20 protein-coding genes are annotated in these 25,799 nt (G+C 62.6%); 4 read left to right on the forward strand and 16 right to left on the reverse strand.

The window, feature by feature from the left end; all coding sequences use genetic code 11:
- Window positions 1-60: 60 nt before the first annotated feature.
- The 15 genes from ligA to urtA form a co-directional block, all read right to left on the reverse strand.
- The gene (gene ligA / locus DKK67_RS10835; protein WP_111496351.1) at window positions 61-2,079 is read right to left on the reverse strand and encodes an NAD-dependent DNA ligase LigA; all 2,019 of its coding nucleotides are present in this window, start codon (window positions 2,077-2,079) and stop codon (window positions 61-63) included.
- 80 nt (window positions 2,080-2,159) lie between these two features.
- Entirely contained in the window at window positions 2,160-3,272 is a 1,113-nt protein-coding gene (zipA, locus tag DKK67_RS10840) for a cell division protein ZipA (RefSeq protein WP_111496352.1), read from the reverse strand.
- Between the two features lie 332 nt (window positions 3,273-3,604).
- Window positions 3,605-7,102 (reverse strand): chromosome segregation protein SMC, encoded by a 3,498-nt coding sequence (gene smc / locus DKK67_RS10845; protein WP_111496353.1) that lies wholly within the window; start codon window positions 7,100-7,102, stop codon window positions 3,605-3,607.
- A 33-nt stretch (window positions 7,103-7,135) separates the two neighbouring features.
- Entirely contained in the window at window positions 7,136-7,822 is a 687-nt protein-coding gene (locus DKK67_RS10850; protein WP_111496354.1) for a GntR family transcriptional regulator, read from the reverse strand.
- A 124-nt stretch (window positions 7,823-7,946) separates the two neighbouring features.
- Window positions 7,947-9,323 carry an ATP-dependent RNA helicase DbpA gene (gene dbpA / locus DKK67_RS10855; protein WP_111496355.1) on the reverse strand — a complete coding sequence of 459 codons (1,377 nt, stop codon included), beginning with the start codon at window positions 9,321-9,323 and terminating at the stop codon, window positions 7,947-7,949.
- A 55-nt stretch (window positions 9,324-9,378) separates the two neighbouring features.
- Entirely contained in the window at window positions 9,379-9,648 is a 270-nt protein-coding gene (locus DKK67_RS10860; RefSeq protein ID WP_111496356.1) for a YrhK family protein, read from the reverse strand.
- A gap of 145 nt (window positions 9,649-9,793) precedes the next feature.
- Entirely contained in the window at window positions 9,794-10,162 is a 369-nt protein-coding gene (locus DKK67_RS10865; RefSeq protein WP_111496357.1) for an FmdB family zinc ribbon protein, read from the reverse strand.
- A gap of 3 nt (window positions 10,163-10,165) precedes the next feature.
- Window positions 10,166-11,398 carry a formamidase gene (gene fmdA / locus DKK67_RS10870; RefSeq protein ID WP_111496358.1) on the reverse strand — a complete coding sequence of 411 codons (1,233 nt, stop codon included), beginning with the start codon at window positions 11,396-11,398 and terminating at the stop codon, window positions 10,166-10,168.
- A 250-nt stretch (window positions 11,399-11,648) separates the two neighbouring features.
- Window positions 11,649-12,707, reverse strand: coding sequence for an AAA family ATPase (locus DKK67_RS10875; protein ID WP_111496359.1), 1,059 nt, complete (start codon window positions 12,705-12,707; stop codon window positions 11,649-11,651).
- 12 nt (window positions 12,708-12,719) lie between these two features.
- Complete coding sequence (locus DKK67_RS10880) at window positions 12,720-13,766, reverse strand: aliphatic amidase (protein ID WP_111496360.1); 1,047 nt, start codon at window positions 13,764-13,766, stop codon at window positions 12,720-12,722.
- A 33-nt stretch (window positions 13,767-13,799) separates the two neighbouring features.
- Window positions 13,800-14,486: an urea ABC transporter ATP-binding subunit UrtE gene (gene urtE / locus DKK67_RS10885; protein WP_111496361.1), complete on the reverse strand. Its 687-nt coding sequence runs from the start codon at window positions 14,484-14,486 to the stop codon at window positions 13,800-13,802.
- A gap of 28 nt (window positions 14,487-14,514) precedes the next feature.
- Complete coding sequence (gene urtD, locus DKK67_RS10890) at window positions 14,515-15,255, reverse strand: urea ABC transporter ATP-binding protein UrtD (RefSeq protein ID WP_111496362.1); 741 nt, start codon at window positions 15,253-15,255, stop codon at window positions 14,515-14,517.
- A complete protein-coding gene (gene urtC, locus DKK67_RS10895) occupies window positions 15,255-16,460 on the reverse strand; it encodes an urea ABC transporter permease subunit UrtC (protein WP_111496363.1) in 1,206 nt (401 codons plus the stop codon). Before urtC ends, urtD begins: the two co-directional genes overlap by 1 nt.
- A 44-nt stretch (window positions 16,461-16,504) precedes the next feature.
- Window positions 16,505-17,428, reverse strand: a complete 924-nt coding sequence (urtB, locus tag DKK67_RS10900) for an urea ABC transporter permease subunit UrtB (protein WP_111496364.1) — start codon at window positions 17,426-17,428, stop codon at window positions 16,505-16,507.
- 120 nt (window positions 17,429-17,548) lie between these two features.
- Window positions 17,549-18,739 carry an urea ABC transporter substrate-binding protein gene (gene urtA / locus DKK67_RS10905; protein ID WP_111496865.1) on the reverse strand — a complete coding sequence of 397 codons (1,191 nt, stop codon included), beginning with the start codon at window positions 18,737-18,739 and terminating at the stop codon, window positions 17,549-17,551.
- A gap of 471 nt (window positions 18,740-19,210) precedes the next feature.
- Between urtA and DKK67_RS10910 the strand changes: the two genes are divergently transcribed.
- From DKK67_RS10910 to DKK67_RS10920, 3 genes are all read left to right on the forward strand, one after another.
- Window positions 19,211-22,591, forward strand: a complete 3,381-nt coding sequence (locus tag DKK67_RS10910; protein ID WP_111496365.1) for a hybrid sensor histidine kinase/response regulator — start codon at window positions 19,211-19,213, stop codon at window positions 22,589-22,591.
- Complete coding sequence (locus DKK67_RS10915; protein ID WP_111496366.1) at window positions 22,578-23,492, forward strand: response regulator transcription factor; 915 nt, start codon at window positions 22,578-22,580, stop codon at window positions 23,490-23,492. Before DKK67_RS10910 ends, DKK67_RS10915 begins: the two co-directional genes overlap by 14 nt.
- Window positions 23,493-23,588: 96 nt before the next feature.
- Window positions 23,589-24,263 carry a hypothetical protein gene (locus DKK67_RS10920; RefSeq protein ID WP_111496367.1) on the forward strand — a complete coding sequence of 225 codons (675 nt, stop codon included), beginning with the start codon at window positions 23,589-23,591 and terminating at the stop codon, window positions 24,261-24,263.
- Window positions 24,264-24,292: 29 nt separating this feature from the next.
- On the opposite strand, the gene DKK67_RS10925 is transcribed toward DKK67_RS10920, so the two are convergent.
- Window positions 24,293-24,646 carry a TfoX/Sxy family protein gene (locus DKK67_RS10925; RefSeq protein WP_111496368.1) on the reverse strand — a complete coding sequence of 118 codons (354 nt, stop codon included), beginning with the start codon at window positions 24,644-24,646 and terminating at the stop codon, window positions 24,293-24,295.
- A gap of 171 nt (window positions 24,647-24,817) precedes the next feature.
- On the opposite strand from DKK67_RS10925, the gene DKK67_RS10930 reads away from it, so the two are divergent.
- The gene (locus DKK67_RS10930) at window positions 24,818-25,798 is read left to right on the forward strand and encodes a GGDEF domain-containing protein (protein WP_111496369.1); all 981 of its coding nucleotides are present in this window, start codon (window positions 24,818-24,820) and stop codon (window positions 25,796-25,798) included.
- Window position 25,799 lies beyond the last annotated feature (1 nt).

Raw genomic sequence — 25,799 nt, forward strand, 5'->3', positions numbered from 1 at the left:
TGGAGGGATGGCGGCCACAATGCGCGCTGGGCTCGCATCGTGGCCTGTCCGGACGGGATACTAACCACCCTGCTCTTCGAGGAATCCCTGGAACTCGCTCTCATCCATCACAGCTATACTCAGGGATTCGGCCTTGGTCAGCTTGGAGCCGGCCGCCTCGCCGGCCACCACATAGCTGGTTTTTTTGGAAACGCTGCCGGACACCTTGGCACCCAGGGCTTCCAGGCGCTCCTTGGCCTCTTCCCGGGTCATTTCCGACAGCGTGCCGGTGAGTACGAACGTCTGTCCCTTCAGCGGTTTCGGGGCGGCCGACGGCTCCAGGGTCTGCCACTGCACGCCCGCATCCTTGAGGGCGTCGAGGATTTCCTGGTTGTGGGGCTGCTCGAAGAACAGGCGGATGTGACCGGCGACAATCGGTCCCACGTCCGGCACCTCCACCAGGGCTTCCTGGTCGGCCTCCATGATCGGGGGCAGATCACCAAAGTGGGATGCCAATCCCTTGGCCGTGGCCTCGCCCACCTCTCGGATACCGAGGGCGTAGATAAAGCGCCACAGCTCCGGGTGCCGGGATTCAGCGATGGCGTTGACCAGGTTGCTGGCCGACTTCTCGCCCATGCGGTCCAGGGTTTTCAGGTCGTCGACCGTCAGCGAATAGAGGTCGGCGACGGTCTTGACCATGCCCCGGTCCACCAGGATATCGATCCACTTCTCACCCAGCCCCTCGATGTCGAGGGCACGGCGTGAACCATAGTGGCGGATGGCTTCACGCTGTTGGGCACCACAGTAGAGACCACCGGTACAGCGGGCGACCACCTCGCCCTCCAACTGGACCACCTCGGAGCCGCAAATCGGGCAATGCTCCGGACGCGTTACGGTGGGCGCGTCTTTCGGGCGTTTCTCCGGCACCACCTTGACCACCTGGGGGATCACATCGCCGGCGCGACGGATGAAGACCGTGTCGCCCACGTGCAGGTCCAGCCGCTCGATTTCGTCCATGTTGTGCAGGGTGGCATTGCTCACCGTCACACCGCCGACAAAGACAGGCTTGAGACGTGCCACCGGCGTCACCGCGCCGGTCCTGCCTACCTGGAACTCCACCGCCTCGACGACGGTCATTTCTTCCTGCGCGGGAAACTTGTAGGCGATGGCCCAGCGCGGTGCGCGGGACACGAAGCCCAGCGCCTGCTGCAGGGCCAGATCGTTGACTTTGAAGACGACGCCGTCGATCTCATAGGCCAAATCGTTGCGGCGCTCCATCAGCGTCTCGTATGCCTTTTCGCAAGCCTCGACACCCACTGCCTTGCGCATCTCCGGGTTGATGCGGAAACCCCATTCCTTCAGCTTCTGCAGACAGTCCCAGTGGAACCCGGGCAGAACCGTCTCGTCGTCCACGGCGACGCTGTAGGTGCACAGTTCCAGCGGGCGGCGGGCGGTGACCCGCGCGTCTTTCTGGCGCAGACTGCCGGCGGCGGCATTGCGGGGGTTCACAAACGTCTTTTCGCCGCGGTTGGCCAGGTCGACGTTGAGCTTCTCGAAACCGGCCTTGGGCATGTAGACCTCACCACGCACCTCCAGGGTCTCCGGATAGCCTTTGCCCCGAAGCTTGAGTGGCACCGAAGGAATGGTGCGGACGTTGGCGGTAATATCCTCGCCGGTGTAGCCGTCGCCCCGTGTGGCGGCGCGGATCAGCGCGCCGTTCTCATAGACCAGGCTGACCGCCAGACCGTCGAGTTTGGGCTCGGACACGTATTCCACCGGCTCCTCGCGCTTGAGACGATCGCGCACTCGACGATCGAAGTCCTCCAGCTCTTCCGCGCTGAAGGCATTGTCGAGGGACAGCATGGGCACCCGGTGCGCGACCTCGGCGAAGGTGTTGGAGGGCATTGCGCCCACACGCTGGGTGGGCGACTCGGGCGTGACCAGTTCCGGGTGTTCAGCCTCCAGGCTTTGCAGCTCCCGCAACAAACGGTCGTAGGTGGCGTCCGGAACCGCCGGCTCGTCGAGCACGTAATAGCGATAGTTGTGGTCGTCGATCTCGGTGCGCAACTGCTCAATACGCTGAGCCACTGAATCTGTCATGTCTTTCCGCCTGTCACAAAAATGCCCGGTCAAAACCGGGCATTATGGCATATTCTCGGGGTATTCCTGCAGTCGTCGCGTCAGCCTACCCGCTTGGAGCGCCGTTTGCGCTCGAACTCCCGGATGCGCTGTCGACAATGCTCAATGGTTTGCGGCGTCATCACACTGCGGCGCTCGTCCTTCATTTCGCCACCGAGGTTATGCACCACGCACTGTGCGGTTTCCAGCATGAACTCGAACGCCTTGAGCGAATCCGAGGGCCCCGGCATGCTCATGAAGAAGCTGATGCCCGGTGTGCTCATGGTCTTCATGTCTTCGGGCCGGAACGTGCCCGGCTCAACAGCGCTGGCGACGCTGAACTGGACCGGGCTGCGGGTGTCGCTTTCCTCGTGGCGGTGGTAGATGTCCATGTCGCCAAACTCCAGGCCGCAGGCCTCGAACAGCTTGCGCAGCGCCGGTCCTTCGAACGCCTTGTCCTGACGGGACAAAACGTTGATGACGATGACTTCCTGGGCATCGGGACGGTTGGCCCCGGCCTTGGGTGCGTCACTGTCCACGGCGTGGGGACCCGCCGTGTGCCGACTGGCGGTGTCGTCTTCCACCGTGGGCTGAACCGCCGGTTCAGGCTCGAATTCGGGCTCCGGGGCTTGCGGCGCGCTTTCGGCAACCGGCTCTTCGAAGCGTTCATCCTCCGGCTCGTCCCAGCCGCCGGCATAATCATCGGGCGCCTCGTCGACGGCGCTCATGTGCTCCACCGGCTCCTCGTAAACCGCATCGGCCTCGTACACCTCATCGGCCTCGTAGCCGCCGGGTGACGGTGCCATGTCCGCCGTAGTCTCTTTAAAGGATTCATCGTCCGCGACGGTATCGGTCACTTCAGGGACCGACTCAGGTCGCGCGTCCACCACCGGCCGCGTGGGCTTCTGGCGCTTGGGGCCAAACCGGGACTTGTGCGCCTGGCGCACGTAGCCGCGTTCTTCGAGGGTATCCGCCGTCACCGGGCGGGATCCGCCGTTAGGCAGTTCGGGGTTGAATTCTTCGTCGATGGGCGAGCCGTCGATATCGTCGGCACCCATGCCATTGGAGATAGCGATGGCCTCCTTCCGGGCACGGCGCATGCGACGCACGCCGTCGATAACAATACCCAGAATAATCAAGGCTCCAATGGCAATTAACCATTCACGCAGAGACATAGAAATGCGGTCCTGTTGGTTCTTCTAATCCTTTACGGTGACATCAGGCGTTTGCCGGAACAGGATGCTGTGAAAACGGTCGGCGGATACCGTTACGCAATCATTTAGCGATCGCATTCACGGATCATTCGTTTGCCGGTCTACAAACGTATCTATAAACAACATCCTGCTGGCGTTGGACAATGCCCTGCTGGCGCCCGTCGGCTCCTGAATACTCTAAGCAATGAGTGTCAGGAATACAACGCGCCAGCCCGCCACATGGCGGGTTTGTCATCCGTAACGGCATAAATTTGACAGCAGATTGCAACTATTGCCGCCAATTCCTTGATTCGTCAGGCCTCGGCGAGCGCGGCAGCCTCTTCCACGTCCACCGATACCAGTCGCGAACAGCCAGGTTCGTGCATGGTCACCCCCATCAGTTGATCCGCCATTTCCATGGCGATCTTGTTGTGGGAAATGTAGATGAACTGCACCTGGGAGGACATTTCCTTCACCATGTTGGCGTAGCGGCCGACGTTTGCGTCGTCGAGCGGCGCGTCCACCTCGTCGAGCATACAGAACGGCGCCGGGTTGAGCTGGAAGATCGAGAACACCAGCGCAATGGCGGTCAGCGCCTTCTCCCCGCCCGACAGCAGGTGAATGGTGCTGTTCTTTTTGCCCGGCGGGCGCGCCATGATGGCCACCCCGGTTTCCAGCAGGTCTTCGCCGGTCAACTCCAGGCTCGCGCTGCCGCCGCCAAACACCTTGGGGAACAGCGCCTGCAGGCCGCCGTTGACCTTGTCGAAGGTTTCCTTGAAGCGCTGCCGGGTTTCCCGGTCGATCTTGCGGATCGCCGACTCCAGCGTCTCCAGCGCTTCCATCAGATCCTCGTGCTGGGAATCCAGGTAGGTCTTGCGTTCGCTCTGGACCTGGTACTCGTCGATGGCCGCGAGGTTGATCGCGCCGAGGCGCTGAATGCGGTTGCCGATTTTCTCCAGTTCGTCGGCCCAGTCCTTTTCGCTGGCTTCCTCTGGCAGGGTTTCGAGAATTTCCGCCAGTTTGACGTCCAGCTCCTGCAACTGCTCAAGGTAGTTGCTGGCACGGATCTCCAGCGCCTGGGATTCCATCTTGGCTTTCTCAAGCGTGGCGCGGACGTCCTGAATCCGGTGTTCCGCCTTGCTCCGGCCCTGCTCCAGCTCCCGCACTTCGCGGTCGATTTCCTCCAGCGAGTCCCGGGCCTGGCCGAGTTTTTCTTCCTCGGCGAGGCGACGATCTAGCAAGCCTTCCAACTGCATGGCCAGGTCTTCGATCGGCTCCTCAGCCACCTCGCGGTTCTCGCGCAGCACCATGATGCGCTCTTCCAGGCGCTCCTTCTGTAGCTGCATGCGATCCAGGGTCTGTTTGAGGCCGCTGTGCTGGCTTTGCAGCGACTGCACCTGCAGCTCCACCTGGTGGGCGTGATCCCGGTCGTGGCGGGCCTGGTGGCGCATTTCGTCGAGTTTTTCGCGGACCGAATCACGCCGGCTGAGCAGCGATTCCTTCTCGTTAGCGTGGTCCTCGGTGGCATTCAGCGCCTCCTGCCAGACCGCACGCACTTCCTCCAACTTGGCCAGCTCGTCTTCCTGTTGCTCGCGGACGTCGGCGGAGTCCTCGTCGATCCGGGACAGCCGCGACTCAATCTGCTCGGCGCGAGCTTCCAGGCCACTCATGCGCGAGCCGATATCGCTCAGCTCGCGATCCACTTCCGAAACCTGTTGCTGGGCCTCGTCCCGGCGCAGCTCCGCGTCCTGGGTGCGCTCCTTGAGATCAGCCAGGCGCGCGCTGGCGCTTTCCCAGCGCTGGCTCAGGGAATCCACCTCGGCCCGCAACCCGTCGACCTTCTCCTGACGCTCAATGACACCCACCTGCCCTTCGGCGGACTCCGGCGTCTTGAGCCAGTGGCGACCCAGCCAGACGCCATCGCGGGTGAGGATGGTTTCGTGCGGCGCCAGATTGTCGCGGCGCGCCAGGGCCTCGTCGAGGGTTGCGGCGGTGTGGATGCTGTCGAGGAACCCGTGCAGCCCGCCGGACTGGCTGACTTCCGCCGACAGCCGGCCCGTCGTGGCCTCGCCCGCGCCCGGCGCCGCCGTCATCAGGGACAGGCCGCGCGGCGCTCCGTCCAGCAAATCGCTGAACGCGTCGACGGCATCGACGCACACACTCTGAGTAAAGCTGCCCAATACCTGCTCCACGGCGAAAGACCAGTCACTGGACGCCTTGATCTGCTGGGCGTAGCGGGGTTTTCCCGCCAGTGACTGGGACTCCAGCCACGCCTGCAGGGCATCGTCGTTGCTGCCCAGTTGCTCGGCCAGCAGGGCTTCCTGGGACGTCAGGTTGGCCCGGGCGGTCTGCAGCTGCTCACGCAGTTCGTGGCTTTCCGTCTCGGCTTCCACCTGGGCATCCCGGGCTTCCTGGAGATCGCTGCCCGCCGTTTCGATCTGGGCCTGGGCCTCCTCACGACGCAGTTCCAGCATGGCGCGCTGTTCACGCAGATCGTCCAGCTCCTGACGGTCGATCTGGCCTTCCAGCAGTTGACGTTCATCGGTCAGGCGCTGGAGGCGGGTCTTGAGGCTGTCGATGGCGTCTTCGGTGGCGCGGATGCGGGACTGGGCCAGCTCGGCACGCTGACGGGCTTCGGCGGAGCGGCTGCTGAAGCTCTCCCACTCCTGTTGCCACTCACCCATCGCCTGTTCCGCGGACTGCAACGCGTCCGCCGACGCCTCGGACCGGGCCGCCAGCTCTTCCTGTTCCGGCTCCAGCATGGCCAGCTCTTCGGCGGCGTGGTTCAGCTTTTCCTCATCGCTGCCCAGCTCTTCGGCCAGCTCCCGCTGGTTGGCCAGGGCCTGATCCAGCTCGGCGGCCATCTGCCGCGAGCGCTCGCGCTGGTGTTCCAGGCTCTGTTCGATGCGGGCGATGTCCGCACCGGCCTCATAATAACGGGCCTGGGCGCGGTTGAAATGTTCGGTGCGGTCCTGGTGGTCCTCGCGCAGGCCTTCCAGCCGGGTTTCCAGGGAAACACGCTCGGTCAGCAGGCGCTCCAGCTCCAGCTCGGTCTCGCTGATCTTTTCGCGGCCGTACTGCAGTTGCTGGTCGAGGGCCTGCCAGCGCAGCACCGTCAGTTCCGCCTTTTTCTGGCGTTCTTCCTGCTTGAGGGTCTTGTAACGCTCGGCGGCCTGGGCCTGACGCTGGAGGTGCTGGAGCTGGCGATCCAGTTCCTCGCGCAGATCGGTCAGGCGTTCCAGGTTTTCATTGGTGCGGCGGATGCGGTTTTCGGTCTCACGGCGGCGCTCCTTGTACTTGGAGATGCCGGCGGCTTCCTCGATGTACACCCGCAGTTCTTCTGGCTTGGCCTCGATCAGACGCGAGATCATGCCCTGCTCGATGATGGCGTAGCTGCGCGGCCCCAGACCGGTGCCCATAAACAGATCGGTGATGTCCCGGCGGCGGCATTTGGAGCCGTTGAGGAAGTAGTCGGACTGCCCTTCCCGGGACACCCGGCGCTTGACCGATATCTCCGCGAACGCCGCGTACTCACCCGGCGCGGAGCCGTCGGCGTTGTCGAACACCAGTTCGATGGAGGCCTGGCCCACCGGCTTGCGGGCGCTGGAGCCGTTGAAGATGACGTCCGTCATGGACTCGCCGCGCAGGTACTTGGCGGAGCTTTCCCCCATAACCCAGCGCACGGCGTCGATGATGTTGGATTTACCACAGCCATTGGGCCCCACCACCGCCGTCATGTTGGACGGGAAAGGTACGGTCGTGGGATCGACGAATGACTTGAAACCTGCCAGCTTGATTGACTTGAGACGCATAGCCGCCCGTTGTCCTGCTCGTTGTCGTCCTGCTTATCCCGTCTGGGCTGAAGCGTCCATTTCTGAATTCAAGGTTTTCAGTACCAGGCTGCGCTGGTGCTCGCCGAAGTGACGAATGGCACCGGCCAGGGCGTCGGCATCGCGATCCAGCGCCGCCCTGGCCAGCGTCTGGAACAGCCGCCGGGTTTCGCCCACCTCTTCCCGGAAACGGGCCATCGCCAGGTAATAGGTCCGGCTGATCGCCGGCCGGAAGTTTTCCAGCGTCTCTTCGAGGAACGGGTTGTCGGCGATGCCAAAGGCGTGACGCATCAGCTCGAACCCGCCTTCAATGATGCGCTCGTGATCGTCCCCGGCGGACACCACCAGCTCGTCGAGCGCCCGCATGCGCTCCACCAGCGGCATCAGATCGGCGCCTTCGGTCAGCTCCACCACGCGGCGCGCGAGCATGGCCAACAGTTCGATATACACATCGTAAAGGCCGTTGACCGCGGTCGGCGTCAGGGCCGACACCACCGCACCCTTGCGCGGATAGATGTCGATCAGGTGGCGACGTTCCAGAATCAGCAACGCCTCGCGAACCGAACCGCGGCTGACGTTGAGTTCACCGGCGATCCGCAGTTCCTGGATCCGGTCACCGGGCTGCATCTGGCCGACGATGATGCGTTGTCCGAGATGCTGTGCAATCTGTTCGGAGAGACTCTCTGGCGCTTGAAACCGCATGCTGAATTCGCGAGTGAAAAATTAACGCCGAAGTGTAACACAACGGCCCATCGAGCCCAGTTCCAACCGGGCCCAATCGGGTCGCTGGTGTGAATGGCCCGGGTGTCCGTTACCGGGCGGCCCGTCAGATGCGGCGCGCGCGGAAGGACCGTCCTTTCATTTTACCTGAAGAAAGCTTTTCAAGCGCCTGTTTTGAATGGGATCGTTCGACGGCCACGCAAGCGCTGTTGTCCATCACGTTGATCTTGCCCACGGACTTGCCGGGGACACCGGACTCACCGGTCAGGGCACCGAGAATATCGCCCGGGCGAACCTTCTGCTTTTTGCCACCGTCAATCTGCAGGGTGACCATCGGCGGCTTGTAGGACGTCTGATGGCGCTGGTTGCCGGCCGGCAGCGACGATTCCCTGATCGTCTGCCCGGTGCGCTCTGCCAGCGCCTCGACCTTGTGACGCTCTTTCTCGGAGAAAAAGGTAAAGGCCCGGCCGCGATTGCCGGCGCGACCGGTGCGGCCAACCCGGTGTATGTGCACGTCCAGGTCGCGCGCCACGTGGTAGTTGAACACCGCGTCGAGGTTGTCGATGTCCAGCCCCCGGGCCGCCACGTCCGTGGCCACCAGCACGGTGGCGCTGCGGTTGGCGAAGCGGATCAGCATCAGGTCACGGGCTTTCTGCTCAAGATCCCCGTGCAGGGCCAGTGCGGTGAAACCGTAGCTGCGCAGGGCGTCCGCCACGGCGTCGGTCTCGCGCTTTGTGTTGCAGAAGACGATGGCCGAATCGGGACGATGCTTCATCAACAACAGGCGCAGCCCTTCCAGACGCTGGTCATCGTCTTTTACCGGGAAGAACGCCTGATCGATCGAGCCCTGACTGTGAGACGCTTCGATCTCGACGCGCTCGGGTTGCCGCATGATGCGGCCGGCAATCGCCTCGATGGCCTCCGGATAGGTGGCGCTGAACAGCAGGGTCTGACGATCCTGGGGGACTTCGGCAACGATCGCGTCGAGCTGTTCCTGGAAGCCCATGTCGAGCATCCGGTCGGCCTCGTCCAGAACCAGCGTGCTGACGCGATCGAGCTTCAGGGTGCCTTTGCGCAGGTGATCCGAAATGCGCCCCGGCGTGCCCACCACGATGTGCGCGCCATGTTCCAGCGAGCCGATCTGGGGCCCGATGGGCATGCCGCCGCACAGGGTGAGGATCTTGACGTTGTGGACGGCCCGGGCCAGTTTGCGAAGCTCGCCCGCCACCTGGTCCGCCAGCTCGCGGGTGGGACACAGGATCAGCGTCTGCACGCAGAATCGCTCGACACGAAGCTTTTGCAACACGCCCAGCCCGAACGCGGCCGTCTTGCCGGAGCCGGTCCGCGCCTGGGCTATCAGGTCACGGCCGGCCAGGATACGGGGCAGGCTCGCCGCCTGGATCTCGGTCATGGCGTTGTAGCCGAGCGAGTCCAGGTTGCGCAGCAGCTCCGGGCGCAGGTCGAGTTCGTTAAAGTCAGGCATTGGCAATTCTGTCCGTTCGGGAAAAAGTGGCGGCCATTCTACCTCAGCCAGGCCCCTACCAGTGAATCGGTCCTTTCCGCAGGTTTCTCACGTAGCGCTTGTTCAGGGTGCGCAGGATCGGCGCGAACAGGAAGAACACGCTGCCGATAATGAAGAACCAGGTGGCCACCGTCTGCCAGGACTCCCACAGGAACAGGACACTGCCGACCAGGAACAGGATTGCCGAGACATAGTCGTTGGCAATGTGCAGCCACTCATAGCGTTCGTGGATGCGTTTTTCGGCTTCCAGCAGTTCCTGGTCCAGGCGATGAGCGGACTTATTCATGCGGCGGGCTCCTTGCAGCTTCAGAGGGTTGACGTCAGTCGGTCCCCTAACGGTGCCCGGCCAGGGCGGGATGGGCAAGCCGGAGTCGGCGTCTGCGGATGATGCGGGAAAAGACACCCGGGCCAGGCGGCCCGGGCCGATGCCCCTAGTGACTGATCATCCAGGGGCGCATGGAGGGAAACATCTTCTTGCCGTCGGCGGTGTAGAACAGCTTCGAATGACGCCGTTCCGTGTGGTCACAGCCGCAGCCCCTACGGGCGGCATGGCGGGCGCGGTCGTCCGCCTCGGCGCGGGAGTCCGCTGTCGAGAGGACTGGCTCATGGCGCGCCTTCTCGTTGCGGGCTTCGGCATCCTGCCGATCCCGGTCCAGGCCCCGCAGCTCCGGCGGCAACACGATCACCCGGGCCGACATCACGCCGCAGGTGGGGCAGGCCGCCGGCTTGGCGGCATCGTCCATGCGGGCCAACTGATAGAAATGGCCGTGCTCCCGGCATTTGTAATCGTAAACAGGCATGGCTTACTCCTTGTCCGGTGACAGCGGAACGTCCATGCCGCCACTGACTTTCTTGCTCGGACCGTCGGCGGACGGGTTGATGTCGAAGTCGAAGATGCCCGTCGGCAGCCAGAGCGTGGCGCAGGCGTTGGGCACGTCCACCACCCCGCTGATGTGCCCTTCCACCGGCGCACAACCCAGCAACGCGTAGCCCTGGGCCGGGGTGTAACCGAACTTGGTCAGGTATTCGATGGCGTTCAGGCAGGCCTGGCGATAGGCGATGTGCACGTCCAGGTAATGCTGCTTGCCCTGCTCGTCCACCGAGATGCCCTCGAAGATGACGTAATCGTCGTACTTGGGCTTGATCGGGCTGGGCTTGAAGATCGGGTTCTTGACGCCGTACTTGGCCATGCCGTCCTTGACCACGTTGACCCGCAGATGAATCCAGCCGGCCATCTCGATGGCACCGCAGAAGGTGATTTCACCATCACCCTGGCTGAAGTGAAGGTCGCCCACGGACAGACCACCGCCTTTCACGTAAACCGGGAAGTACACCTTGGAGCCGCGGGACAGGTCCTTGATGTCGCAGTTGCCGCCATGTTCCCGGGGCGGCACGGTGCGCGCCCCTTCCGCCGCCGCCACGGCTTTGGCGTCGCCCGTCAGTTTGCCCATGTGGGCGGTTTCGGCGAACGGCAGATTGGCCAGGCCCGGCACGCGATCCGGCTCGGTGTCGTAGAGTTCTTTCTCGCGCCGGTTCCACTCGTCGAGCATCTCTTTCGACGGCAGGCAGCCGATCAGCCCCGGGTGGATCATGCCGGCGAATTCCACGTTCGGAATGTGACGGGACTTGGTGAACATACCATTGAAGTCCCAGATGGATTTTTGCGCTTCCGGGAAATGCTCGGTCAGGAAGCCACCCCCGTTCTGCTTCGAGAAGAACCCGTTAAAACCCCACTGGCTGTCATCGAAAGCGCCGATGTCCAGGATGTCCACTTCCAGCAGATCACCGGGTTCTGCGCCTTCGACGCCCACCGGGCCGGACAGGAAATGCACCTGGGTCAGGTCCACGTCGCGCACGTCGTCGGCGCTGTCGTTGTTCTGGATCTGGCCGCCGGTCCAGTCATGACACTCGATGATGAAATCGTCACCGGGCTTGACCGTCGCCGCCATGGGAATATCCGGGTGCCAGCGGTTATGAACTTTCTCGTTTTCGTAGGCGGATTTATTCAGGTCGATCTTGATAATGGTTTCGGCCATCGTGGACGCTCCTCGAATCACGGCGTAAACAGTTGTTGGTGTGGCTCGCAGGCCCGGCCTGCCAGGTCCTGTTCACTATCCGCTATCCCCACAACGCCCACTATTGGGAAAACGCCCCCCGTCCCTACGTCATTTGACGTATTGAGTCCGGGACATGACACAGAGGCACCCTTTTCTATCGCCCATAAAAAAAGCCGCCCAACCAGGAGGGCGGCTTGCGGGAAACACGGCCGGTCTGACTCAACGGGAATCAGGCCGGCCCTCCCGGAACCGGGTCGGGCTCAACGCAAACGGCGCCGCCCCGCAGATAACCTCGAAACGCCCCGATCTCGGGATACGCCAGCAGCGCTTCCGCCAGCGGCGGCTCCAGCGTCGAACGCAGGCGCCGCAGGATATCCCGGGCGCCGAAGCGGTTGTCGTAGCGTCCACAAAGGTATTCCCGCAGGGCGTTGGTCAACTCGATGGACGCGCCCCGCTTCGCCAGCCGCTGGTTGAGGCGGGCCAGCTGGATGCTGAGCAGATCGTCGAGCCGGTCGATGCCTAACCGGTTGTAGGTGTGGATGCCGTCAATCCGGTTGATGAACTCGGGATCAAAGGTGTTCAGCAGGGCCGCTTCCAGCACCTCGGCCTCACGTCGGGGGATCAGGCCCAGCCAGCGGCGCCAGCCACGCCGGAACGTGTCCCGGTAGCGGGCGGCCTCCGTTGCCCCAACGTTGGAGGTCATGAAGATCAGGCTGTTGCGGAAATCGATCTCGCGCTGGCCTGACGGGAACACCATCCGACCGCTGTCCAGGATATTCAGGAGCGTACGGACCACTTCCGGGCTCGCCTTTTCCACCTCGTCGAACAGCACGATGCCGGGTTTGCTGAAGCTGCCCTGAATGGCTTCGGTGTCGAACAGGGTGTGGCCTTCCTTGCTGCCGACATAGCCGGGCGGTGCCCCCGTCAACGCGGCCGCGTAATGCTCCTGGGCCAGCGTATTCATATCGATCCGGCACAGAGCATCACGTTTGCCGTGAATGGCCTCCGCCAACAGACGCGCGGTTTCGGTCTTACCCACGCCGGTGGGCCCCATCAGCATATGGACCGCCAGCGGCCTGTCCTCCGGGCCGATGTCCGCCTTCACACGGATCAGCATCGCCGTCAGGGCCTGGAGGGTTTCGTCCTGGCCGACGATGCGCTCCCTCAGACGGTCGCTGACGGCGTCCGGATCGAACACGAACCGGGACATCCGCTGGGCACGGCCTGCGTAATCCCGGCGTGCCGCCTGCTCGCGATTGGCTTTAATCTTCTCGTTGATGAACGGCACGCCGGTCCCTCCTTACGCGCCTGCGGCCTTCTCCTGGCCATCGTAGGGCAACTCGCCCACCGGGCACTCAGCCACGCCGACAGTCTTGCGGGTCATCGCCTCGACGTCTTCCTGCGCCTTCTGCGCGTCCATCACCCAGGTGCGGTAGAACTCGAACGGGCAATCGGCCACGCCCTTGTCGCCGTCACCGGAGTCGTGCATGCCGGTATAGCCGCGATGCAGCAGCTTGAACAGGTGATTCTGGGACTGGTCGTTGGCGCGGGCGTCGCGGATCTGGCTAACAGAGAGCTGGGCATACTGCACGCCCATGTCCTCCTCGCCGCATTCGCCGAGGGTGCGGCCGTCGAAGCCGATGATCGACGAGTGGCCGAAGTAGGAATAGACGCCGTCGAAACCGGACGCGTTGGCCACGGCCACATAGCAGTTGTTGGCCCAGGCCATGCTCTTGGCCATCATCACCTGCTGGTCCTTGGCCGGGTACATGTAGCCCTGGCACCGGACGATCAACTCGGCACCCTTCATGGCACAGTCCCGCCAGATTTCCGGGTAGTTACCGTCGTCGCAGATGATCAGGCTGATTTTCATGCCCTTCGGCCCTTCGGTGACGTAGGTGGTGTCGCCGGGATACCAGCCTTCGATCGGGCACCAGGGAATGCACTTGCGGTACTTCTGGACAATCTCACCGTCGTTGTTGATCAAAACGAGGGTGTTGTAAGGCGCCTTTTTCGGGTGTTCTTCATGGCGTTCACCCGTCAGCGAAAACACGCCCCAGGTATTGGCTTCCCGGCAGGCCGCGGCAAAAATCGCCGTCTCGTCGCCCGGTACCGTGGCCGCCGTCTCCATCATCTCATCGTGGTCGTACATGATCCCCATGGTGCTGTATTCCGGGAAGACCACCAGATCCATGCCCGGCAGGCCCACCTTCATCCCCTTGATCATGTCGGCGATCTTGCGGGCGTTGTCGAGGACCTCGTCGCGGGTGTGCAGGCGCGGCATCTTGTAATTGACGACCGCCACGCCGACCGTGTCGTTGCTGCTGGAAATATCACCGTGTCGCATGCTTCTCTCCTATTCGTGTGGGATTGCCGGGGATCACACCGCCAGGTAGCGGGCAATCTGTTGCTCGTCCGCGGTCTTTCCGTCCACCTCGTGGACGATGGCCCCCTTCTCGATCACCATCACGCGATCCGCCACCGCCATGGCAAAGCTCAACACCTGCTCGGACACCACGATGCTTAGCTTGCGGATTTCCTTGATCTCGTTGAGGGTCTTGGCCAACTGCTTGATGATGGATGGCTGGATGCCTTCGGTGGGCTCATCGAGCAAAAGCACCTTGGGGTCCGCCGCCAGGGCGCGCCCGATGGCCAGCTGCTGCTGTTGCCCGCCGGACAGGTTGCCCGCCTTGCGATGCCGCATGTCATGCAGCACCGGGAACAGGTCGTAGATGTCCGCTGGAATCTTCTTCGCCCCGGTCGCTTCGAGCCCGGTGGCGATGTTTTCTTCCACGGTCAGCGTCGGAAACACCAGCCGGCCCTGGGGCACATAGGCAATGCCCCGCTGCACCCGCTGATAAGGCTTGGTGCTGGTCAGGTCCTCGCCGCCGAGGGTGATCTGCCCTTTCGCGGGCAACACCCCGATCAGCGATTTGAACAGCGTGGTCTTGCCCATGCCGTTGCGGCCCATGATGGTCAGGGTTTCGTTCTCGCCCACGGTCAGGGACACGCCGTGGATGACTTCACTCATGCCGTAGCTGACACGTAAATCGTTGGTGCTGAGCATATTGCGATCTCCTGCGCTCGCGGCGCCGTCAGTGCCCCAGGTAAACCTCGATCACCCGTTCGTTCTTCTGGATGTCGTCCATCTTGCCCTCCGCCAGCAATTTGCCCTGGTGCAGCACAGTCACCTTGTGGGCGATGTCCTTGACGAAATCCATGTCGTGCTCAATCACCAGCACCGACCGGTTCTGGCTGATCTCATTGAGCAATGCCGCCGTGCGCTCCCGCTCAACCACGCTCATCCCCGCCACCGGCTCGTCCAGCATCAGCAGTTCCGGGTCCTGGATCAGCAGCATGCCAATCTCCAGCCACTGCTTCTGGCCGTGACTGAGCAGGCCGGCGCTCTTGCCCAGGTCGTCCGCCAGGTAGATCTGCTCGGCGATCTCCCGGACCCGTTTGTTAATGGCGTCTGTACGCCGGAAGAACAGACTGCCGAATACGGTGCGGCCGGAGGGATAGGACAGCTCCAGGTTCTGGGCGACCGTCAGGTTTTCGTAGATGGACGGGGTCTGGAACTTGCGCCCCACTCCCTTGTGGACGATCTGGTGCTCGGCCATTTTCGTCAGCTCCAGATCCTTGAACTTGATGGAGCCGTCCGTGGCCCGGGTCTTACCGCAGATCAGGTCGAGCAGCGTCGTCTTGCCGGCCCCGTTGGGACCGATCACCACCCGCACCTCATTGCGCTCGACGTAGAGCGACAGCCCGTCGACGGCCTTGAAGCCGTCGAATGAAACGGTCAGATCCTCGACCGCCAACAGAATCGGTGAACTCATCAGTGGCTCTCCTGTGCTGAGGCGATGGACACGTCTTCACGGGCTTTGGATTCCGCCGGCTTTGGCGCGCCGGGCTTTATTTCCGGTCCGGAAGCGGCGATGGTTTCGCGCTTGAAGGCGCTGGCGAACCAGTTGCGCACGGGCGCGGCGTAATCCGATACCAGACCGGCCAGCCCCCTTGGGAACAGCATGACCACGGCGATGAACAGCGCGCCCATCGCCACCACCCACAGCTGCGGGAAGCTTTCGGACAGGGAGCTCTTGGCCAGATTGACCAGGAAGGCGCCGTAAGCCGCACCGATCAGGGACAGTCGCCCGCCGACGGCGCAGAAAATCACCATTTCAATCGACGCGACCGTGCCCACGAACGAGGGCGACATGAAGCCCACCTGGAGGGTGAAGAAAGCACCGCCGATGGCCGACATGACCGCCGCTGCAACAAACACGAAGATCTTGATGTTGGCGACGTCATAACCCGAGAAACGCACCCGGTCTTCCTGGTCGCGCATGGCGATCAGCAACTGGCCATATCGGCTGTTGAGGATGAACTGGCCCGCCAGCAGGCACAGGATCAGGGCGATACCGCAGGCGAAGAAGAGCACGTACTGGGCGAAATCGGTCTGGATGTTCCAGCCCATCAGGGTGCGCAGGTCGGTAATGCCGTTAATGCCGCCGGTATAGCCTTGCTGACCAATTATCAGGATGGTCATGATCGAGGCGATGGCCTGGGTGATGATGGCGAAGTACACCCCGCCCACCCGGCGTTTGAACATGGCGTAGCCGATCACGAAGGCGAAGAACGCCGGCACCAGCACGATCAGCAGCAGCGTCAACGGGAAGCTGCGGAACGGTTCCCAGAACCAGGGCAGCGCCGTGAGCTGGTTCCAGTCCATGAAATCGGGAATCCCCGGGGTGGACTGGATCGCCGTGTTCTCCGGCGACGACGCCTCCAGCTTGAGGAACATGGCCATGCAGTAGCCGCCCAGCCCGAAGAAGATCCCCTGCCCCAGGCTGAGAATGCCGCCATAGCCCCAACACAGCACCAGGCCGGCGGCGACGAAGGCGTACGTCAGGTATTTGCCGTACAGGTTGAGGCGAAAGGTGTCCGCCACCAGCGGCAATACCACCAGGATCAGAACCGCAATGATCAGGATCTGTATCAGTTTTCCGCGGCCGCCGAACTTGTCCATCCAGCTGGCCTTCATTACAGGTTGCGTACTCATTGTCGTCTCCTCGTATCAGGCCGCTATCAGCGCCGGACCTTGCTGGCAAACAGTCCCTGGGGCCGGAGCATCAGGATGATCACGACCGTCATCAGGGTGATGACCTTGGCCATGGAGCCGGACAGGAAGAAGGACAGGATCGACTGGGACTGGGCGATGCCGAAGGCCGATGCCACTGTGCCCAGCAGGCTGGCCGCACCGCCGAAGACCACCACCAGGAAGGTGTCGACGATGTAGAGCGAACCGGTGGTCGGGCCAGTCGAGGCAATCGTGGTGAACGCCGCACCCGCCACGCCGGCGATGCCGCAGCCCAGCGCAAAGGTGAGCCGGTCGACCCGCTCGGTGTTGATGCCGGCCGCGTTGGCCATCACCCGGTTCTGGGTGGTCGCCCGGACCTTGATGCCCCAGCGGGAGCGGTAAAGCAGGATGAACACGGCGATGGTCAGCACGATGGTGATCCCCACCACCAGCAGGCCGTTGAGCGGGATATCCACCATGTCGGTGGCCTGGTAGGAGCCCATAAGCCAGTCCGGCATGACGACGCTCTTCTCACGCGGACCGAACGTGGAACGGAAGATCTGCTGCAGGATCAGCCCCAGCCCCCAGGTGGCCAGCAGCGTGTCCAGCGGGCGGTTGTAGAGGAAACGTATAAGGTACCGCTCCACCAGATACCCGAGAATGAATGTCCCCAGGAAGGCGAAGACGATCGCCACCGGGAAGTAGTAATCCAGCAGGAACGGCCACACGTCCGAAGCCGCGTAGGACACCAGGTAGGTGATATACGCCCCCAGTGTCAGGAATTCACCGTGGGCCATGTTGATCACGCCCATTTGTCCAAAAATGATGGCCAGCCCCAGGGCCATCAGCAGGAACACGCAAAACAGACTGAGGCCGCTGAAACCCTGCATCAGAAAGATTGCGGTCAGTTCCTCTCCGGTATAACCACCCATGATCAGTCCTCCCCTGAGCGCGGACGGCCCATGCCCGTTCCGCGCCCGGCTGTGCTTGTTGCTTCGCTCGAATGGAATCGCAATCGCAGACGGGGCCCGGAGTCACCGGGCCCCGACCGATCACTGGTAGCCTTCCGGGAAGGGGTTGGGTTCGATCACGTCGGACTCCCACACCACGTCGGCCTGGCCATCGGCGTTCCACTTGCCGATGCGGGTCTTCATCCAGAGGTGGTGGTTGGGATCGATCTTCAGGTAGCCGTGCGGGGAGCTGTCCCAGGTCATGTCCGGAGAAGCGGCCACGACCTTGTCGACGTCAAAGCTGCCGGCGGCTTCCACCGCGCGCTTCCACAGCCAGGGGCCGAGGTAGGCGGACTCGGTCACGTCGCCGATCACCGCGTCTTCGCCGTACTTTTCCTTGAAGGCCGCGACGAATTCCCTGTTACCAGGCAGATCCAGGCTCTGGAAGTATTTCATGGAGGAATACAGGCCTTCGACGTTCTCGCCGCCGATACCCAGCACTTCATCCTCGGTCACCGAAATGGTCAGCATGGGCTGTTTCTGGAAGGTCAGGCCGGCGGCGTTGAGTTGCTTGAACCAGGCCACGTTGGAGCCGCCGACCACGGCGCCGAACACCAGGTCCGGCTTTTTCAGCTTGATCTTGTTGATCAGCGAACCGAACTGGGTGCTGCCCAGCGGGTAGTACTCCTCGCCGACGACCTTGCCATGCAGCACGTTCTCAATGTGCTTGCGGGCAATTTTCATGGAGGTGCGCGGCCAGATGTAATCGGACCCCACAAGGTAGAAGGTCTTGGCGCCCAGTTCCTCATGGGCCCAGTTCAGCCCCGCCAGAATCTGCTGGGTGGCCTCCTGGCCGGTGTAGAACACGTTGTGGGACTCTTCCAGCCCTTCGTAGAAAGTCGGGTAGTACAGCAGACCATTGTCCTTCTCGAAAACCGGCAGGACGGCCTTGCGCGATGCCGAGGTCCAGCAGCCGAAGACGGTCGCCACCTTGTCACGCTCCAGCAGTTTGTGGGATTTCTCGGCAAACGTGGGCCAGTCCGACGCGCCGTCTTCCTCGATGATCTTGATCTGGCGTCCCAGCACCCCGCCCTGGGCGTTGATCTGCTCGATGGCCAGCTTCTCGGCCTGCACGGAACCGGTTTCACTGATCGCCATGGTGCCGGTCAGCGAATGCAGGATGCCGACGGTCACGGTATCGTCGGTCACCGCCAGCCCGGTGGTGTTGACCTCGTCGGTCGCCGGTGCAGCATTGGCGCCGGTCGCCAGCATCACGGAGGCGGCCAGCGTCATCAGGTTACGGCGCCAGCCGTTACCCCCCGACAGCGCGCGCTGATTGCCTTTCTTATCTGTCGAACCCATGGTCTTTCCTCGCATTGTTGAGTGGTCGGCCTGACACCCGCAACGGGGTCAGCACCTACGAGGATCATTCTGTCCAGCGCCGTCATGACGGCCCATTCGACAAATACCCCACCGACCTACGTCATTTGACGCATGGCTGCGGGGCCGTCGTCAGGCTAAAAACGCAGGGGATTCAGGTCGCCGCTTCGCTGGCACGATAATTGTTCTTCCACTTCCGGTATCGCCAACCCATTGCGCGCACACGTCCTCCGGATGTTTGTGCCTTGTTTTGGCGCATAACAATCCAAAAAGGCACCGGATATGGGGAAACAGGTAGTCAACGGCGAAGACGGGCTTTCACTTCGTCACGGCGGACTTCCGGGCAACAAAGCCGGAACGCCGGAACCGGATTCGGGCCAGCCTATGACGGCCAGACAGCACATTTTTCGCGTGCGACGCCGTTACAATCAATGGGTCGCCAACCAGACGCTGGAGGACTACGCGCTTCGTTTTACCGCCAAGACGGCTCGCCGCTGGTCCGCGGCCCGGGTCAGCAACACGGCGCTGGGCGCCATTTCCTTCCTGGCGATGGAAGCCATTGGCGGCGCCATCACGCTTCACTACGGGTTCGATAACGCGTTTGCCGCGATCTGCGTGGTCAGCCTGATCATCTTCCTGACCGCCATTCCGATCAGCTACTACGCCGCGCGCTACGGTGTCGATATCGACCTGCTGACCCGCGGCGCCGGCTTCGGGTACATCGGTTCCACCATCACGTCCCTGATCTACGCGTCTTTCACGTTCATTTTCTTTGCGCTGGAAGCGGCCATCATGGCTATGGCGCTGGAAATGCTGTTCGGCATCCCCCTGGTTTTTGCCTACCTGATCTGCGCGGTGGTGATCATTCCCCTGGTGACCCACGGCATCACCACCATCAGCCGCTTCCAGCTCTGGACGCAGCCGGCCTGGCTGGTGCTGCAACTGATTCCGTTCGTCTTCGTGATCTACACCGACGCCTCCTCGGTCACCGACTGGACGCAGTTCGAAGGGGTTCATCCAGACCCCGGTGGCGGCTTCAATTTGCTGATGTTCGGGGCCGCCGCCGCGGTCGTCTTCTCACTGATCGCCCAGATCGGCGAACAGGTGGACTTCCTGCGTTTTATACCGGAACCCAAAACCGGCGAGAAAACGCGCTGGTGGCTGGCCGTCATGAGCGGTGGCCCCGGCTGGATCGTGATCGGCAGCATCAAGATACTCGCCGGCTCCTTCCTGGCGGTGCTCGCCCTGAACCAGGGCATTCCGGCCAGCGAGGCCTCGGACCCGACCCGCATGTACGTGGTGGCGTTCAACTACATGACCGGCACGCCAAGCGTTGCCCTCGCCATGGCCGGTGTGTTCGTAATCCTGTGCCAGATCAAGATCAACGTCACCAACGCCTACGCCGGCTCCATCGCCTGGTCGAACTTCTTCTCGCGGCTCACCCACAGCCACCCGGGCCGCGTGGTCTGGCTGGTGTTCAACGTCGCCATTGCGCTACTGGTCATGGAGCTGGGTGTCTACCGGGCGCTGGAAGACACCCTGGGGTTTTACGGCGTCATTGCGCTGGCCTGGGTCGGCACCCTGGTGGCGGATCTGGTGATCAATAAACCGCTGGGGTTCAGCCCCAGGCACATCGAGTTCAAACGGGCGCACCTTTACGACATCAACCCGGTGGGCGTCGGCGCCATGCTGCTGGCGTCAGCGGTCGGACTGGTGTGCCATAGCGGGGCCCTGGGCGACGTCGCCCAGGCACTGTCCCACTTCCTGACGCTCGCCGCGGCCCTGTTGATTGCGCCCCTGATCGCCTGGCGGACCGGCGGCCGCTACTATCTGGCTCGCCCGCCCGTGCGGTTCGATACCGCGGAAGGACTGGTCGTCTGCTGCATCTGCGAGCATCGATTCGAGACGGAGGACATGACCCACTGCCCCGCGTACGACGGCCACATCTGTTCGCTGTGCTGTTCGCTGGACGCTCGCTGTGCCGATTTCTGCAAACCCGGGGCCGGCTACCGGGAGCAGTTCCAGACCTTTTTCGGGCGTTTTCTGCCGTCTTCGCTGATACCCCGGCTCAGCAGCCGCATCGGACACTTCCTGATTCTGCTGTTCGCCATCAACGGCGTCTCCGGCATGCTGCTGTCGCTGATCTACTTCAAGACACCGGTGGACAGTGCCGCGGCTGCGCTTTTGCTCTCGGCCACGCTCTGGAAGGTGTTCTTCATCCTGATCATCGTTACCGGGGTGGTGTGCTGGCTGTTCGTGCTGGCCCACGAGAGCCGGGTCGTTGCGGAGGAGGAATCGCAGCGCCAGACGCGGCTGCTGATGGAAGAGATCGTCGCCCATGAAAAGACCGATAAGGCGCTCCAGCAAGCCAAGGAACACGCCGAAGCCGCCAACGAGGCCAAGAGCCGTTACCTCACCGGCATCAGCCACGAACTGCGCTCGCCTCTAAACGCCATCCTCGGTTACGCCCAATTGCTTGAGAACGACGCCAGCATTCCCGCCAACCGCAAGGACGGACTGGACGTTATCCGCCGCTCCGGCGAGTACCTGGCGGACCTGATCGAAGGACTGCTGGATATATCGAAGATCGAGGCGGGCCGGCTGGACCTGCACCGCGACCAGGTCCGCATCGCGATGCTGATGGACCAACTGGTGCACATGTTCCGGCTGCAGGCCCGGGAAAAGGGGCTGCATTTCAGCTACCAGGGGCCTCGCCATCTCCCGGAATTCGTCAGTACCGACGAAAAGCGGCTGCGCCAGATCCTCATCAACCTGCTGTCCAACGCCATCAAGTACACCGACCGGGGCGACGTCACCTTCTCACTGCGCTATCGCAGCCAGGTGGCGGAATTCGAGGTTCGCGACACCGGTGAAGGGATTGCCGAGAGCGATATCGAACGCATCTTCCGCCCCTTCGAGCGCGTCCGAACGGCCGGCCTGAACCGCGCCGGAACCGGGCTGGGACTGACCATTACCCGTCTCCTGACGGAAATCATGGGCGGCGACATCAGCGTCACGAGCACGCCAGGTCAGGGCAGCGTGTTCAAGGTCAGCCTGATGCTCTCCAGTATCGACCGCCCTCGCCCCGAATCCATCACCGTACCCACCCGGACCATCTTCGGCTACGAAGGGCCGGCGCGTCGCATCGCCGTGATCGACGACGAATCGTCCCATCGCACGCTGATCCGGGCCATGCTCGCGCCGCTCGGTTTCGAGATCTTGGAGATCGACAATTCCCTGTCCGCGATGCAGATGATTGAACGGAAGCAGCCGGACCTGGTGCTGCTGGATATCTCAATGCCCGGCTTCACCGGCTGGGAGATCCTCGACCAGATTCGCGGCGCCCGTCTGAAACTGCCGGTGGTGATGGTGTCCGCCGACGCCAGCGAGGGACGCCACCGCCTGCAAACGCCCCCGCTGTATGACGGTTACATCGTCAAGCCGGTGCGTCTGAACCTCCTGCTCGACCGCATCGGAGAGCTCCTGAAGCTGTCATGGCGGTATGAAGCCGACGACATTGTGGCCACCGACGACACGACGTCTTACCCGCCGATGGATGCCCTGCCCGATCCGGTTCACCGGGAACGGCTGCTGGAGCTGGCGTCTATCGGCCACCGGAAGGGATTACTGGAAGCGCTGCACAGTCTGCGCCTGCATGGAGATGCAGAAACCCCTGTGCTCGATCACCTGACCGAGCTCACCGAGAATTTCCGCTTTGAGGAAATCATCTCCCTGTTACAGGTAACCCGTGATGAATGCTGCTAGCGACAAACGCACTACCGTGCTGGTCGTCGATGATGCGGTGGACAGCATCCGCATGATCAACGACGTTCTGGAAGAAGCCGGCATGACGGTGCTGGTGGCTCTGGAAGGCCACCAGGCCCTGACCATTACCCGCAACATCGCCCCGGACGTCATCCTGCTCGATGCCATCATGCCCAACATGGACGGCTTCGAGACCTGCCGCCGCCTCAAGGAACGCGCCGAGCTCCACGACGTCCCCATCATCTTCATGACCGGTCTCAGCGATACCGAACACGTGGTGATGGGGCTGAAATCCGGCGGTGTCGACTACGTCACCAAACCCATCAACGCCAGTGAACTGGTAGCCCGGATGAACGTTCACCTGGCCAACGCCCGCCTGGCCCGCAGCGCCCGTTCAGCGCTCGATCACGCCGGCCAGAACCTGCTGGCCGTGGACCGGGACGGCCGCCAGCTCTGGGCCACGCCAGCCGTCCAGCAGCGCCTGCAGGCAGCCGGCGCGCTGGACCCGGACTCCGAAGCGCGCATCAGCGCCAGCCTGCGCAACTGGTTCGAGCATCGTCCGCAGAGCGGGCACAGCCTTCCGCTGGAGGGCCTGACCGAGCCCCTGGGCGTTGAATTGCTGGCGCACATCGACGCGTCCGACTACCTCCTGCGCCTGACTCACCTGCGCGACGACGATCAGTCGACGGAGGCTCTGCGGAAGCGCTTCGGCCTGACGGCAAGGGAAGCCGACGTTCTGCTCTGGATCGCCAACGGCAAGACCAACCGGGAAATCGGCCAGATCCTTGAGATGAGCCCGCGCACCGTCAACAAACACCTGGAACAGGTCTTCCGCAAGCAGGGTGTCGAGAACCGGACCTCCGCAGCCGCTGCTGCGATTCGCTGCCTGGGCCGGATCTAGCCGGGTCAATCTCTCCGCAATGTGCAAAACTACAATAAGACGAGTAGCGTAAAGTGAGGCCTGCTGGCCGCGGCTGCACACAGACGGAGAAAACCCATGGACCAAGACGCCATGACCGACCTGGTTCGAGGAGGATGGATGCTGTTCAGCGGCGGATTCTTGCTGCTGTTGGCGGTCGTGGTTTTGGTCATGGTCAACCGTCACATGAAACGCTCGCGGGATGAGATGGACCGCCTGGACCACCGCATCGGCACACTCTGGCAAGAGCTGGACAGTCGCCGGCAGGAGCCCGCCGATCCAGAAGACCATCCGAGGCTGACAACCGGCACCCACACCGCCGGGTCCGACTCGCCGGAGAAAGTGGCCGCCGAGCGGGCCGTCTACGAGCGCATCTGGCCCACCATCTGGACGCTGCACGAAAAGGTCGGCGCCTTCCTGCGAGCTGTCGAACATCAGGACAGCAACAACAACGATAATCGCCTGGCCGCCCGACAGGCCGCTCTTGATCTGCGAGGCGAAGCCAACCAGTTGCGGCCGTTCCTTGACGAAACGGTGGATCAACTCGTCCATCAACTGCTGGACGTGGAGATCAAGGCGCACCTGGCCGCCTGTCAGTTCCTGGACAACCGTCAGGCGCAATTGGGCACGGACTCATCCGCCGATATTGCGCGGGACGGGTACCGCCAACAGTGGCACCTCCACCACGATAACGAGGCCAAGGAGATCCTGGGGCATCTGGTCCACGCCATTCGACGCCGCACCCTTTCCTAGTCAATTCACTGATCTGCTAGATCTCCCCGTCAGCGTCGACGCTTGCGGGCTGCTGAACGGATGGCCGCCGACCAGGCGCGCCCGCCCCAATCCCGCATGGCATCGATATCGTCAAAAACCTCCTCCGGAGCCTCCCGGTATGAGAGGGCGACATCGCGCCCGGCGCGTTGATAGGTGAAAGGCATCAGTCCAGCCTCAACAAAGGCTGCTTCGGTCTCTGAATCGACTTTGAAGTAGAGCGCGCGGTCGGCAATCAGGCCAATCATCAGGCCCTCCAGAAACAGCCCGGCGCCGCCGAACATTCGGCGATGGGTCACCGGCCCAACCGACTGCATCAGCTCCAGGACAAAGCGAGTGAACTCAGCGTCATCGTTTTGCCTCATGGCAAATCCCTTCCGGCATTTGCCGGGAATTATCCGTCAATATTTTGTCTAAAACGAACATCGTCGAGGCGATACCTCCCGCTGACTAACGTAAAATGCTGTATTCCGTCGAGTTATCGACAGTGGCACGGAGTCTGCTTCTACGGCGCTAAATCCTTGAGAGTATGCAGTATGCCCCCTCGCCCTTCCTCACAGACAGCGACCAGCCAGCGCCGGGAACAGGCCCTGGCCGATCTCGAGCGTCTGAGCCGTCAGTGGCAGAGCGACAATGATCCCTTCACCCGCCTTGGGCGTCGCCTGTCGACGACCCTTGAACTGAAGAAGCTGATTGCGATCTTTGCCGAGGAGCTGGCGTCGGTGATTCCCTATGACAGCCTGACATACCAGCATCGCCTCGAGGATCTGCCCATTGAGGTGGCCTTCGGTCGCGGCGGCAACCACAAATGCGAATACCGGCTGAACCTTGAAGGTCAGGACTACGGCTTACTGCGAATTTTCCGCCGCATGCGCTTTGCCGAACAGGAGCTGACCATCATCGAACAGTTGCTGGGCAGTGCGATCTTCGCTATCCGTAATGCATGCCAGTTCGAAACCGTGCGCCGGGCCGCCCTCACCGATGTCGTGACAGGCGTTCCCAACAAGCGTGCCTTCGAAGACGCTTTGCGTCGGGAAACGTGCCTTGCCGAGCGCCACGGTACGCATTGCGCATTGATTTTATGCGACCTGGATCACTTTAAACGGGTCAACGACACGCACGGCCACCAGGTGGGTGACCAGATTCTGCGCATCGCCGCGCTGGCGATTCAGGATGCCACACGGCGAACGGATGCGGTCTTCCGCATCGGCGGCGAGGAGTTCGGCATTCTGTTGCCGCACGTCGGTGACAGGGAGTGTGAACTGGTGGCAGAGCGGATTCGCCAGACGATATCGGACATCACGCTGGACGCCCACAACGAAACGGTCCGCGTGACGGCAAGCGCCGGATACGGTCTGCAAAACAGTGGAGAAACCGCCGACAGCTGGTTCCGCCGCACCGACCAGGCGCTCTATCGCGCCAAGTCGGAAGGCCGCAACTGCACTCGGGCGGCGGCCACTGCGACCATCACCGGACGAACGGAGCCAGACGGCAGCAGCCGCCTCAGCTCGTCCTGAG

Origin of the sequence: Marinobacter bohaiensis (assembly GCF_003258515.1) — a bacterium.
Taxonomy (GTDB): Bacteria; Pseudomonadota; Gammaproteobacteria; order Pseudomonadales; family Oleiphilaceae; genus Marinobacter_A; species Marinobacter_A bohaiensis.